Below are 13,266 nucleotides of genomic sequence, written 5' to 3' on the forward strand. Positions count from 1 at the left end.
CAATAATTAACAAAGAAAACGTTTTCGTAGATTTATTGAAAACGTGATATTTATCAGGTTTATTTACTGTGATAAATCGGAAATTTGATACATAGAATAAAGAAAATTACAATCTTAAATTTCAATAATTATGAAAAACATTAAAGTCATTCAGGAACTACACGATTTAGGCATCACGGGTTATCATGAAGTAGTTTATAATCCATCTTATGAAGAATTGTTTCAAGCCGAGACATCTCACATGCGGAAAGGATATGAAAAAGGTGCTTTAACCGATACAGGAGCAGTAGCTGTGAAAACCGGCGTTTTTACCGGACGTTCTCCTAAAGACAGATATATTGTGAAAGATGAAATCACAAAAGATACCATTTATTGGGATGATAAAGTGAACTTTCCAACAACTAATGAAATTTGGAAAAATTTAAAATTACAAGTTTTAAAACAACTTTCTACTTCCAAAAAATTATATGTGGTTGATGCTTTTTGCGGAACAAATCCCGACACTAGATTAAAAGTTCGTTTTGTAATGGAAGTAGCGTGGCAAGCTCACTTTGTAACTAATATGTTTATTAGACCTTCTATTTATGAATTGGAAAACTTTGGAGAACCAGATTTTATTGTGATGAATGGTTCAAAAACAACCAATCCTAATTGGAAGGAACACGGTTTAAATTCTGAAAATTTCGTGGTGTTCAACTTAACAGAAAAAATTCAAATTATTGGCGGAACTTGGTATGGCGGCGAAATGAAAAAAGGAATGTTTGCCATGATGAACTATTATCTTCCATTAAAAGGAATGGCTTCTATGCATTGTTCTGCTAATGTTGGTGAAGAAGGTGATGTTGCTGTTTTCTTTGGTTTATCAGGAACAGGAAAAACCACTTTGTCTGCCGATCCTAAACGTTATTTAATTGGTGATGATGAACACGGCTGGGATAATAATGGCGTTTTTAATTATGAAGGAGGATGTTATGCCAAAGTAATTGATTTATCAGAAGACAACGAACCTGACATTTGGAGAGCAATCAAACGAGATGCATTGTTAGAAAATGTGGTGGTAAATGAATATGGTGAAGTAGATTATTACGATCATTCCATCACCGAAAATTCAAGAGTTTCTTATCCAATTTATCACATCAACAAAATAGTTCTTCCTTCCAAAGCCGGTCATGCTAAGAAAATTATTTACTTGTCTGCCGATGCATTTGGAGTGTTACCTCCGGTTTCTATCTTAGATGAAGACCAAGCTCAATACCATTTCTTATGCGGCTATACATCAAAATTAGCCGGAACAGAGAGAGGAATTACCGAACCACAACCCTCATTTTCTCCTGCATTTGGTGAAGCGTTTTTAACCTTACATCCAACAATGTATTCTAAAACATTAATTGGAAAAATGAAAGAACACGGAGCCAAAGCTTATTTGGTTAACACAGGCTGGAACGGAACCGGAAAACGAATTTCATTGAAAAATACCCGTGCCATCATTGATGCCATTATAAGTGGTGAAATTGATAAAATGGAAACCAAACACATTCCGTTCTTAAATTTAACTGTTCCAGTTGAATTGCCTAATGTTGACAAAGGCATTTTAGACCCAAGAGACACATATAAAACGGAAGAAGAATGGGAAGCAAAAGCCAAAGATTTAGCGGCTCGATACATTAAAAACTTTGAACAATATACTAACACAGAGGAAGGTAAAAAACTGGTTTATGCCGGTCCTTCTTTAGAAAATGTGTTAGCATAACTCTAACCATAAGTACGCTTGTTTTTCTCAAAACCCAACGGATTTTTTTCTGTTGGGTTTTGAATTTTTTAACGATTAATTTCCAATGAACTGATAATTAATACTACCTTTGCAGGCTATTTTATTGAAATGAGATTACATAGAAATTTAGTTTATACCACCATCGATTCGTTGAATGCCATTTTTAACGAAGGTGAATATGCCGACAAAGTGGTGGCAAGAGCTTTAAAAAAGGACAAACGTTGGGGAAGTTCCGACAGAAAGTTTGTTGCAGAAACCATCTACGAAATTGTGAGATGGAAGCGTTTATACGCCGAAATTGCCGAAGTAAAAGAACCATACGATCGTGATGATTTATGGCGAATGTTTGCTGCTTGGGCTGTTCTTCGTGGTTATACCATTCCTGATTGGAGACAATTGGAAGGAACACCACAACGCAAAATTAAAGGTCGTTTTGATGAATTATCTAAAACTAGAAAATACCGTGAATCTATTCCCGATTGGATGGATGAATTAGGCGTAAAAGAATTAGGCGAAGAACTTTGGTCTAAAGAAATTGCTGCTCAAAACCAACAAGCTCAAGTGATTTTGAGGGTAAATACATTAAAAACTACCAGACAAAAATTACATGCTATTTTGATGGATTTAAACATCGAAACAGAATTTTTAAAAGATCAACCCGATGCTTTAGTTTTAAAAGAAAGAGCAAATGTTTTTTTGACAGATGCGTTTAAAGATGGTTTTTTTGAAGTGCAAGATGCCAATTCACAATTAGTCGCAGCCTTTTTGGATGTTAAACCAGGAATGAAAGTGGTAGATACATGTGCGGGTGCAGGTGGAAAAACATTACACATGGCTTCGTTAATGGAAAACAAAGGTTTGTTGATTGCGATGGATTTATACGAAAGTAAATTAAAGCAATTGAAACTTCGTGCCAAACGAAATGGAGCTTTCAACATCGAATATCGAATTATTGATTCAACGAAAGTGATCAAAAAATTATACGACAAAGCAGACCGCGTTTTAATCGATGCACCGTGTAGTGGTTTAGGGGTTTTAAAACGAAATCCTGACAGCAAGTGGAAATTACAACCCGAATTTATTGACAACATTCGCAAAGTGCAAGCAGAAGTTTTAGAAAATTATTCCAGAATTGTAAAGCCAGGAGGAAAGTTAGTTTATGCTACTTGTTCTATCTTACCATCTGAAAATCAGGAACAAGTAAAACGTTTTTTAACCACAGAAAACGGAAAAAACTTTACCTTTGTACAAGATAAAAAAATTCTAGCCTCAGAATCAGGTTTTGATGGGTTTTATATGGCCTTATTAGAACGAAAACTATAATTAGTATGAAAAAAATTTACTCCTTTTTATTATTATTTGTTGTTGCCTCTGCTTTTTCGCAACAAGCTTATTACAACAGTATCAATTTTAATTTGAATGGTACTGCTCTTAAAAATCAATTGACTCAATTGATAACAAACACCCACGTTAATGAATTATCCTATACGCCGGACGTTTGGGAAGCACTAAAAATTGTTGACAGAGATCCAAACAATTCTAATAATGTTTTGCTGATTTATGGTTGGGAAAATGGTACCGATAGTGATGTTACAAACGACAGAAGCAGAAACAGAAACAACAACGGAGGAAATAATGGGCAATGGAATCGTGAGCATGTTTATGCACAATCTATAGGAACACCAGATTTGGGTCAATCGGGCCCAGGAGCAGATGCACACATGTTACGAGCTAGTGATGTGCAACGAAATGGTTCTCGTGGTAACAGAAAATTTGCAGCTAGTTCAGGAAACTCTGGAACAGTTGGTGCAAATTGGTATCCTGGTGACGAATGGAAAGGAGATGTTGCACGCATTATAATGTATATGTACGTTCGCTACGGAACACAATGTTTACCAACAAATATTGGGATTGGAAGCTCTGCCGGCACACCGGATGCAATGATCGATTTATTTTTGAATTGGAATGCCGAAGATCCTGTTTCGCAATTTGAAATTACCCGAAACAATTATTTAGCAAATTCTAACAACCAATACGGACAAGGTAACAGAAACCCTTTTATTGACAATCCTTATTTGGCAACTAAAATTTGGGGTGGCGTTGCCGCTCAAGATACATGGGGAACTTTATCAACGCAAACGGCAACTGCATATGAGTTTAGTATTTATCCAAACCCAACTAATGATCGAAGAATTAATATTGATTCTGATTTAGAAGTAGAAGAAATTCATTTGATAAGTATCAACGGTCAACTAGTTCAAAGTATTCAAAAACCAGTTAAACAAAATAATACCTATACAATTGAAAATTTACCTTCTGGATTTTATTTTTTAAAAATAACTTCAGATAATCAATCGGTTACAAAAAAAGTAGTCGTTAATTAAACCAATTTCATAAACTTTTATTTTAATTAAAATGAAAAAAATTTTACTTGTAGTGTATTTGTTTTCGTCACTACTTTTTTCTCAAAATGCAACAGAATCAATTCCAACAGGATACTATAACAGTGCTATTGGTTTTACCGGATATACTTTAAAAACCAAATTAAAAATCATCATCACTAATGGTCATGTTGGAAAATCATACAACAATCTTTTTACCGATGTAAAAGCATTTAAAGCTACTGATGTAGATCTTTATTATGAAAATGATGGTTCAATTTTAGATATGTATTCAGAGAAACCAAATGGTCCTGATTCATATAATTACAGCTATTATGCCAATGATAAATGTGGAAATTATCAAGGCGAATCAGATTGCTATAATGGTGAACACATGGTTCCACAAAGCACATACAACTCGCAAATGCCAATGGTTGGCGATATTCATCAATTAACACCTACTGACGGTTACGTGAACAATAGAAGAAGTAATTTTCCTTTTGCAAACGTTTCAAATCCAAATTGGACCTCTACAAACGGTTCCAAAGTGGGAGATATTTCTGTAGCCGGTTATTCAGGTAAAGCCTTTGAGCCAATTGATGAATTTAAAGGAGATATTGCCAGAATTCTTTTCTATTTTGCAACTCGTTATGAAAATCAAGTAGATGGCTATTCATTTCCAATGTTTAACGGAACAGAAAATCAAGTGTTCAAATTACCTTTCTTAGAAACATTATACGCTTGGCATATACTTGATCCTGTGAGTGATTTTGAAATCAACAGAAATAATAAAGCCTATATTTATCAAGGAAACAGAAATCCGTATATCGATCATCCGGAATATGTTCAAATGGTTTGGGGTCAAGTACTTTCTGTTACAAGTCCGGAAGTTGTGGCAACAGTTTCAGTATATCCAAATCCGTCAAACACAAATCGAATCCATATTGAATCTGATGTAATTGTTGACGAAATTCAATTGATTTCGATAAATGGTCAGTTAATGCAACAAGTTCAAAAACCTAACCATCAAAATAACACCTATACAATTGAAAATATTTCATCGGGATTTTATTTCTTAAAAATATCTTCTAACAATCAATCGGTTACAAAAAAAGTTATTATAAACTAGTTTATAATAACTTTTTGATATAGCAAAAACTCCAAATTACTTTGGAGTTTTTTTATGCTTAAAACTTCCAGTCAAATTCATCTTGATTTTTGATAATTGCACCAATTTCTACTTTAATAACTTCATCAAATTCAGTTTGTAGAATCGTCCAATAATCTTCATTGAATAAATTTGAGAAAGAATCAAATGATTCAACTTCAAACGATTTTAATCCTTTTTTGGATAAATATTCTTTGGATTCATTTGCATTTTTACTGATGATTTTTTCATTGAATAAAATCGCATTTGGGTGTGAAATGATAATGTAGCCTAACTTAAAATCTTCTTCTGCATAAAAAGTTAAGCGAGCTTTCAAAGCATTATACATCAAAACCATATTATCCTCTTCATCAATAAAAGAATGATTTGCTTTGCCGTAAATGGCTTCTACATCTTTTTGTTTCATTCCAAAAAGAAGTTTATCATATCCGAATTTAGGTTTAATTTCCATTATATATTTTGTTGATTAATTAATTTTTTTGTTAGTAAGTTAAATCGATAAAACAAGAACAATGCAGCTACGGTCAATCCGGCCAGCAAACCAATCCAGATACCAATTGCTTTGAGTTCTGTATACAATCCCAAATAAATTGAAATGGGAAAACCAATGATCCAATACGCCACAAACGTAATATACATTGGGATTTTCACATCTTGTAATCCACGTAAAGCTCCTAAAACAACCACTTGCAATCCATCTGAAATTTGAAATAAAGCCGCCACCAACAATAAATTGGAAGCTATCGCAACAACTTCTAAATTATCTTTCAAATAAACAGCTTGTTCCAAATCAAGAAATGGCAATGGTAAAACTTTATGAAAAACGACGAAAATTAATGCAAATAAAATTTCTAAAATCGTAGCCAATAAAAAAATGGAAATGGCCACCACTCTTAGCTTCGTATAATCTTGTAACCCTTTTTGATTTCCCACTCGAATCATCGCCGTGACACTCAATCCCATCGCAAACATAAACGTTAATGAGGCTAAACTCAACGCAATTTGATTGGCGGCCTGACTCGTTGTGCCAATCATTCCACTAAGCCAAATGGCTCCGGTGAACAACGCCACTTCAAAAAACATCTGCATCGCCGAAGGAGTTCCTAAATTGACAATTTTTTTAATCATCGATTTCGAAATTTCATCCCAACTGAATTTTTCAAAATAAGGATGAAATTTTGGCTTTTTCACCATCATATAATGCATAAAAGCAAGCATCACAATTCTAGAAGTTATCGTTCCTATGGCTGCTCCTACTATTCCCATTTCGGGGAAAATCCATATCCCAAAAATTAGAAAATAATTGATAATTACGTTCACAATATTACCAATAATGGTTGCCCACATCGAATATTTTGTTTCACTTTTTCCGTCAGCAAACTGCTTGTAAGCCTGAAACATAATCAACGGAATGAGCGAAAAAGCCACAATATCCAAATACGGTTTGGCTAAATTCACCACCTCCTCCGGCTGTCCCATAAAACTAATTACCGGTTTGGCAAAAAAGATGAGAAGAAACAAAATCACACCCAATAATGTGCACAAAAACAAACCGTTATGAAAAGCACTTCTCCCCTTTTCAATCGAACTTTCTCCATCTGCTTCGGCTACAATTGGCGTGATAGCGGTAGAAAAACCAATTCCCAACGACATCGCAATAAAAATAAAACTATTTCCCAACGAAACAGCTGCCAGTTCTTTTGGTCCGAGTTGACCAACCATCGCATTATCCACAATACCCACGACCGTGTGCCCCAACATTCCAATGATGATGGGATAAGCCAATCGCATATTGTAGTTGAATTCTTTGGTATATGTTTGAAGATTCATAATTCTTAATTTCGACGGCAAAAGTACATCTTTTAGACAGATAAAATGAAAAGAAAAAGTTAAGGACAGCAACATCTTTGGCTTAGTGGAAAGAAAACCCTAATTTTAACCATAAAACTTAATCCTTGCGAAAATCAACAACTTCATTATTACTTTTCGGATTTCTTTTTCTGATGATTTTAGAAGGGAAAACACAAACGATTAAAGACACGACTGCTCTTTCTGAAGTGATTTTGATTGGTTCGCCGATAAAAAATACGATGCAAAAAACGGCTTCGTCGGTTGCACGAATTTCTGCCAAGGAAATCAATCAAACAGATGGTGTGATTTTGACTCCTCTTCTCAACAAAACGGCCGGCGTTTATATGCAACAAGGAACATTAAACACGAATAGAATTACGATTCGTGGTATTGGTGCTCGTTCGCAATTTAGCACCAACAGAGTGAAAGCTTATTTTGAAGAAATTCCACTCTCAACAGGAGAAGGTGAAACGACTTTGGAAGACATTGATTTGAGTGTTTTGAATAAAATTGAAATCATCAAAGGACCTAACTCCAGTAGTTTTGGTGCGGGTTTGGGTGGAGTGATTAATTTATTTGGAAATCAATCTTCGGAAGAAAATTCATTTATTAAATCGTCTACAACGGTTGGTAGTTTTGGTTTGATAAAAAACTCATTTTCCAGTCAAATGTCAAATTCCAAAACAAATTTATATGCCAATTACAGCAATTTGCAAAGCGAAGGCTTTAGAGCAAACAGCAGTTATGACCGACAATCGATTAATTTATTTGGAAAACATCAACTTTCTGAAAAAGGAAAATTAAATTTTATTGGAATTGCAACTCGTCTGAAAGTTTTTATTCCGAGTTCGATAAACCAAACTGATTTTGATAATTCTCCCGAAATTGCGGCCGCCAATTGGGCTGCGGCTCGAGGTTATGAATCATATGATAAATTGCTTCTTGGAATTGGTTATGACTTTACATTTTCAGAAAAATGGAATTGGAATTCAACTGTATTTTCTAACTTTAAAGAAGCCTATGAACCGCGACCTTTTGATATTTTAGAAGATAACATCGTGAATTTTGGTGTTAGAAGTAAATTAAATTATACAGATAAACTTTTCTCTATACCCACAAAAATGAGTGTTGGAACAGAGTTATTACGAGAAAAGTATACTTTTTCATTGTATGAAAATTTATACCAAACTCAACCAAATCAAGGAAGCATTCAAGGAGATAAATTTAGTGATGGAAGTCAGAACAGAAATTATATCAATCTTTTTTGGCAAATTGAAATGCAATTATCAAGCAAGTTAAATTTAGAATCAGGACTTGCTTTTAATCAGACGAATTATACTCAAAAAGACGAATTTGAAACAGATTCAACTACGAAAGAAAATTATTCTTTTGATGCCATTTTGTCGCCGAGAATTGGTTTGTCATATGAATTCTCGAAAGGAAAAAATCTCTATTTTTCGGTTAATAAAGGATTTTCCCATCCAACTGTTGCCGAAACATTAACTCCTGAAGGTCAATTGAATCCAGACATTTTACCGGAAATCGGTATCAATTATGAAATTGGATTTAAAGGAAACTTTTTGAAAAATAAAATTTATACGGAAGTGAATCTTTATGCAACAACCATTAAAAACCTATTGGTTGCCAGACGAGTTGCCGAAGATCAATATGTTGGGATTAATGCCGGAGAAAGTCTTCATCAAGGAATTGAATTTTTGATTAATGGCAAACTACTTTCAACCGAAAAAATTCAATTGAATTCCTATGTTTCAGGAAGTTTAAATCATTTTGAATTTGTAGATTTTATTGATAATGACAACGATTTTTCCGGGAATCAATTGCCAAGTGTGCCGGAATTTCAATGGAATTTTGGTTTGGACTTTACGACAAAATCATTCACATTTTCAACATCGTATCGAACGGTAGGAAAAATGTTTTTAAATGATGCTAATTCGCTTTCTTCGCAACCTTATCAATTGTTAGACATCAATACAAATTATACTTTTTCGATTTGGAAGGATTTAAAAGCTAACCTTCAATTTGGTATTCAAAATAGTTTAAATGAAAAATATGCGGCGAGTATTTTGCCTAATGCTGTTGGTTTTGGGAATGTGGCTCCAAGGTATTTTTACCCAGGAAATCCTCGAAATTATTATGGCGGGATGAGTTTGAATTATCAATTTAACTAACTCACTTTTTCACGGCTTTTACTTCTGAAACCGTCACCATTTTTGATTGCTTATTTCCCCAAGAATTCATAATATAATTCATCACATCGGCGACTTCTTCTTCGGACAGACCCATCGGAGACATTCTACCATTATAACTTTTTCCATTCACTTTTATCGGGCCGGATTGACCATATTTTACTGCGTGAATGCTTTCTTTTCGCTTATTAACCAACCAATCTGAACCGGCTAAAGGTGGGAAAGTTTCCGTGCCTTTTCCGCTTGCCAAATGACATTGAACGCAAAAATCGGTGTAAATTTCTTTTCCTCTATTGATGCTTTTTACCAACTCATCATTCGATGGATTGATAGAATGATAAGTTGGATTTTCGTCGCTAAAAATCAAACTTCCCAATGAGAAAAATAGCATCAAATAAATTCCTTTTATCATGCTTTTGGTACAATTTTGATGATTCCTTTTCCTTCCACAGCCATATAAATATAGCCGTCAGGACCTTGTTTTACATCACGTAAACGACCAATATCGGTAGCTACTTTTTGACGGCCAACCACTTTTTCACCGTCTAATTTTACAAGTTCTAAATATTGAAAACTAAGTGAACCTACCAATAAATGACCTTTCCAAGTTGGATAACGATCGCCGGCTACAAATACCATTCCGCTTGGAGCGATAGAAGGTGTCCAATAATAAATGGGTTGCTCCATTCCTTCTTTTTGAGTAAGATTTGAAATAGTTGATCCATCATAATCGATTCCGTAAGTAATCACCGGCCAACCATAATTAGCAGCTTTTTTGACAATATTGATTTCATCACCGCCTTTTGGACCGTGTTCATGTAACCAAATTTTTCCTGATACAGGATGTTTTGCCATTCCTTGTGCATTTCGATGACCGTGTGAATAAACGGCTTCTTTAGCACCTTGCTGTCCTACAAATGGATTGTCAGTTGGGATTTTTCCATCCTCATGCAAACGATAGACTTTTCCGCCATCTCTTTTTATATCTTGTGGATTTTCAGGATGATTTCCTCTGTCTCCAACAGTAAAATAGACAAAACCGTCGTTATCAAATGCAATTCGGGAACCAAAATGATGCCCTTTGTTTGTGTTTGGTGTTGCTTTATAAAGTGTTTGAATTTGCGTAAGACTTTGGCCTTCTAACTTGACACGAATAAGTTGGGTATTTGCTCCTTTTTCTTCGCCTTCGTCTGAAGAATAAGTAATGTAAATCCAACCATTTTTATCATAATTCGGATGAACTGCGATGTCCAACAATCCGCCTTGACCTCTGGCTACAACTTTTGGAACATTTTTAATCTCCGTTTTAGTTTTATCTTTAATGTGATAAATTGCTCCTGATTTTTCAGTCACTAACATTGAACCATCCGGAAGCCAAGTCATTCCCCACGGAATATCTATATCGGAAGCAACTGTTTCAAATGTATAGTTAATTTCTTCCGGTTGAAGAACAATATCGTTTGCTTTTTCTTGAGCTTTACAACTCGAAAATGTAAAAAGTATAAGTAAAATAAGTGATCGTATCATAATTTATTTTTTTTAAAAATACGTAAATATGTTCAGAACAAGTCCTAAAATTAAGCCAAAATTGAAATTAAAACGGATAACCAATGGCTAAATTGAATACTAAATTTTCTTTTCGCCACGTTCCGCTTCCGAAATTTATATCATCTAAAACCCAACGCTGACCGTCCGGTAAATAAGGTTTTCTAATCGGAAATGCAAAGTCTGTTCGCAATACTAAAAATGAAAAATCAAAACGAAGTCCAACTCCGGTTCCAACAGCAAGTTCATTTAAAAAATCTTTTGAAAACTTAGAACCCGGTTTGTCCGGATTGTCATTCATCAACCAAATATTTCCGACATCGATAAAGACAGCTCCTTTTATGAAATTATAAATTTGAGCACGATATTCCGTATTAAACTCCAATTTAACATCACCAGATTCATCCGGTAAAAAAACACCTGCATTCATAGAGTTATCATACGTTCCGGGGCCGATAGAACGAGCTCTGAACGCACGAATACTATTGGTTCCGCCGATAAAAAATTGTTTTATAAATGGCATTTCTTCCGAATTTCCGTAAGCAAATCCGGCACCAACAATTAATCGACTGGCTATTTGGGATTCTTTTCCTAATCTAAAATAATGACGAAATTCATTTTCAATTTTTATAAACTGACTGAATGGAACGTTAAAAATTTCAACTTGTTTATCATTTTTTACGTTTGCTCCGGTTATTAATCCGGTTATGTTTCCTGAAAAATCAACACTTCCTCTGTAGTAAAAAGTATTTTTTTTTCTTCGTTGCATTGTGTTGGTGTACGTGTATGCATACGTTGGTCCAAAAATCAATTGTCTATCAATTATTCGTTCTAATGTCGGATTAATATCAATCTGATCTTGATACAATTGCGTTACGTTTTGAGGACTAGTATACGTGATTTCAGTCACATTTAAATGATGTTCTTTTCGTTCATTTTCTTTCCATAAATAACCAAAAGAACCTTTGAACGTTTGAAGAGAATATAATTTACTTCGTTTTTGAAATTCATAACCAATAGTTGCTTTTGTTTTCGGAACGAATCCGCTAGCCGATTCAAATTTAAACGGAGCAATTATTCTTGGCCAAATTAAACTGGCTTCGGTTCCAACACGATAGACATTGAAGCCATTATTTTGTCCGGAAACTTGTACTTCCATCCCACCAAAAGCGGAGATGGTTAACAATTCTGCTCCTTTAAAAGTGTTTCTGTTACTCCAATTTACATTCAACTCAGTTCCGGTATAATTGGCCGAATTGGTTTTTGCCAACAATTCCGTTCGAATGGATTTCTTTGGCATTGGCGTTAAATAATAAAATGTATTCAGATAATTTCCGGTAGTATCGGCTACTTTAAATTCATTTTTCACAAACTTAAAAGTTCCCATATTCACCAATCGATTTAATGACAAATTGTGATCTGTTCTGTTATACAAATCATTTTTTTTGAAATATAATGTTCGATCAAAAATTCTTGGTTCAAACAAATTTTCGGGATCAATAATCGTAAAATCATTATGTCTAACAACGGAATCCGAGGCAATTCGGATACTGTCATTTTGAATTGTATAATTCGGATAAACGAAAATATCTTTGATGCGAAATTGTTTTTTAGCCAAATCCGGAATATTTTCTTTGATTTTTACGTTTAAATCCACTTCATGTGGAGCCACAGTTGTGTCGGCTTGAATTAATAAATAATCAGCATTAAAAAAATAATACCCTTTTTCTTTCAAACGGGAATCAATGCGAATTCGCTCTTCTTTGATAGCTTCTAAACTGTAGCCTCGCTTTGGACGTAAGCGGCTTCTTCTTGTAGCATCTCTGATATCTTTTGCCAACTGGGTAGAATCATCCGGAAAAGTTACATTTCTAATAACATACTGCTTTTTGGGTTTAATAGTATAAACAACACTCGCTTTTTTATTTCTTCTAGTCGAATCGGATGTTGTTTCAGCATTGAAATAACCACTATTTTCAGCATAATTCTGTAAAACATCTTGGTTATATTGACGATCTACCTGACTAAATAAAACCGGTGCTTCGCCAACCGTATTTCTCAACCAATGCCGAAATCCTTTTTCTTTTTTTGGTTCGCCGGCAATATTGTAAAAATATAATTTCGGTTTTAAACCTAAAATAGATGAATTCGGTTTTGGACGAGGTAATTCATTTAACTGAGCTTTTAAATCCTTTTTTTCACTTTTGGATAGGCTGTCACCTTCTACTTTTACTTTTGCTCCGGTGTATAACAATTCGCCTTCAGGCAAAAAACGCGTGTTGCTGCAAGAAGCAAAAAATGCAATAAGGGAAAAAATATATAGTTTATTCAAATTCTTCATAC

At 34.4% G+C, this 13,266-nt stretch carries 10 protein-coding genes; 5 read left to right on the top strand and 5 right to left on the bottom strand.

Translation table 11 applies throughout. The features are described 5' to 3' along the window. Window positions 1–130 precede the first annotated feature (130 nt). The 4 genes from pckA (at window position 131) to M0M57_RS01560 (ending at window position 5,281) form a co-directional block, all read left to right on the top strand. Entirely contained in the window at window positions 131–1,750 is a 1,620-nt protein-coding gene (gene pckA, locus M0M57_RS01545) for a phosphoenolpyruvate carboxykinase (ATP) (RefSeq protein ID WP_248434743.1), read from the top strand. Window positions 1,751–1,879: 129 nt separating this feature from the next. Further along, window positions 1,880–3,094, top strand: coding sequence for an RsmB/NOP family class I SAM-dependent RNA methyltransferase (locus M0M57_RS01550; protein WP_248434746.1), 1,215 nt, complete (start codon window positions 1,880–1,882; stop codon window positions 3,092–3,094). Window positions 3,095–3,099: 5 nt separating this feature from the next. Further along, a complete protein-coding gene (locus M0M57_RS01555) occupies window positions 3,100–4,155 on the top strand; it encodes an endonuclease (RefSeq protein ID WP_248434748.1) in 1,056 nt (351 codons plus the stop codon). A 31-nt stretch (window positions 4,156–4,186) separates the two neighbouring features. Next, window positions 4,187–5,281, top strand: a complete 1,095-nt coding sequence (locus tag M0M57_RS01560) for an endonuclease (RefSeq protein WP_248434749.1) — start codon at window positions 4,187–4,189, stop codon at window positions 5,279–5,281. Window positions 5,282–5,339: 58 nt separating this feature from the next. Here the strand turns inward: M0M57_RS01560 and M0M57_RS01565 are convergent, their stop codons facing one another. Both M0M57_RS01565 and M0M57_RS01570 read right to left on the bottom strand, forming a co-directional pair. Beyond that, entirely contained in the window at window positions 5,340–5,771 is a 432-nt protein-coding gene (locus M0M57_RS01565; protein ID WP_248434751.1) for a hypothetical protein, read from the bottom strand. Continuing rightward, entirely contained in the window at window positions 5,771–7,150 is a 1,380-nt protein-coding gene (locus tag M0M57_RS01570; RefSeq protein ID WP_248434752.1) for an MATE family efflux transporter, read from the bottom strand. Before M0M57_RS01570 ends, M0M57_RS01565 begins: the two co-directional genes overlap by 1 nt. A gap of 125 nt (window positions 7,151–7,275) precedes the next feature. Here M0M57_RS01570 and M0M57_RS01575 point away from each other — a divergent pair, with 125 nt between their 5' ends. Continuing rightward, entirely contained in the window at window positions 7,276–9,360 is a 2,085-nt protein-coding gene (locus M0M57_RS01575) for a TonB-dependent receptor (RefSeq protein ID WP_248434754.1), read from the top strand. Window position 9,361: 1 nt separating this feature from the next. On the opposite strand, the gene M0M57_RS01580 is transcribed toward M0M57_RS01575, so the two are convergent. The 3 genes from M0M57_RS01580 to tamL form a co-directional block, all read right to left on the bottom strand. After that, complete coding sequence (locus M0M57_RS01580; protein WP_248434757.1) at window positions 9,362–9,790, bottom strand: c-type cytochrome; 429 nt, start codon at window positions 9,788–9,790, stop codon at window positions 9,362–9,364. Continuing rightward, entirely contained in the window at window positions 9,787–10,905 is a 1,119-nt protein-coding gene (locus M0M57_RS01585; RefSeq protein ID WP_248434759.1) for a PQQ-dependent sugar dehydrogenase, read from the bottom strand. The genes M0M57_RS01580 and M0M57_RS01585 overlap by 4 nt, the downstream gene beginning before the upstream one ends. 67 nt (window positions 10,906–10,972) lie before the next feature. Next, the gene (gene tamL, locus M0M57_RS01590; protein ID WP_248434761.1) at window positions 10,973–13,264 is read right to left on the bottom strand and encodes a translocation and assembly module lipoprotein TamL; all 2,292 of its coding nucleotides are present in this window, start codon (window positions 13,262–13,264) and stop codon (window positions 10,973–10,975) included. Window positions 13,265–13,266 lie beyond the last annotated feature (2 nt).

It is taken from the genome of Flavobacterium azooxidireducens, assembly GCF_023195775.1.
GTDB classification, from domain to species: domain Bacteria; phylum Bacteroidota; class Bacteroidia; order Flavobacteriales; family Flavobacteriaceae; genus Flavobacterium; species Flavobacterium azooxidireducens.

Bases quoted from the DNA above. Each gene is read 5' to 3' on its own strand.
- pckA (WP_248434743.1), top strand. From the start codon at position 131: ATGAAAAACATTAAAGTCATTCAGGAACTACACGATTTAGGCATCACG.
- M0M57_RS01550 (WP_248434746.1), top strand. From the start codon at position 1,880: ATGAGATTACATAGAAATTTAGTTTATACCACCATCGATTCGTTGAAT.
- M0M57_RS01555 (WP_248434748.1), top strand. From the start codon at position 3,100: ATGAAAAAAATTTACTCCTTTTTATTATTATTTGTTGTTGCCTCTGCT.
- M0M57_RS01560 (WP_248434749.1), top strand. From the start codon at position 4,187: ATGAAAAAAATTTTACTTGTAGTGTATTTGTTTTCGTCACTACTTTTT.
- M0M57_RS01565 (WP_248434751.1), bottom strand. From the start codon at position 5,771: ATGGAAATTAAACCTAAATTCGGATATGATAAACTTCTTTTTGGAATG.
- M0M57_RS01570 (WP_248434752.1), bottom strand. From the start codon at position 7,150: ATGAATCTTCAAACATATACCAAAGAATTCAACTACAATATGCGATTG.
- M0M57_RS01580 (WP_248434757.1), bottom strand. From the start codon at position 9,790: ATGATAAAAGGAATTTATTTGATGCTATTTTTCTCATTGGGAAGTTTG.
- M0M57_RS01585 (WP_248434759.1), bottom strand. From the start codon at position 10,905: ATGATACGATCACTTATTTTACTTATACTTTTTACATTTTCGAGTTGT.
- tamL (WP_248434761.1), bottom strand. From the start codon at position 13,264: ATGAAGAATTTGAATAAACTATATATTTTTTCCCTTATTGCATTTTTT.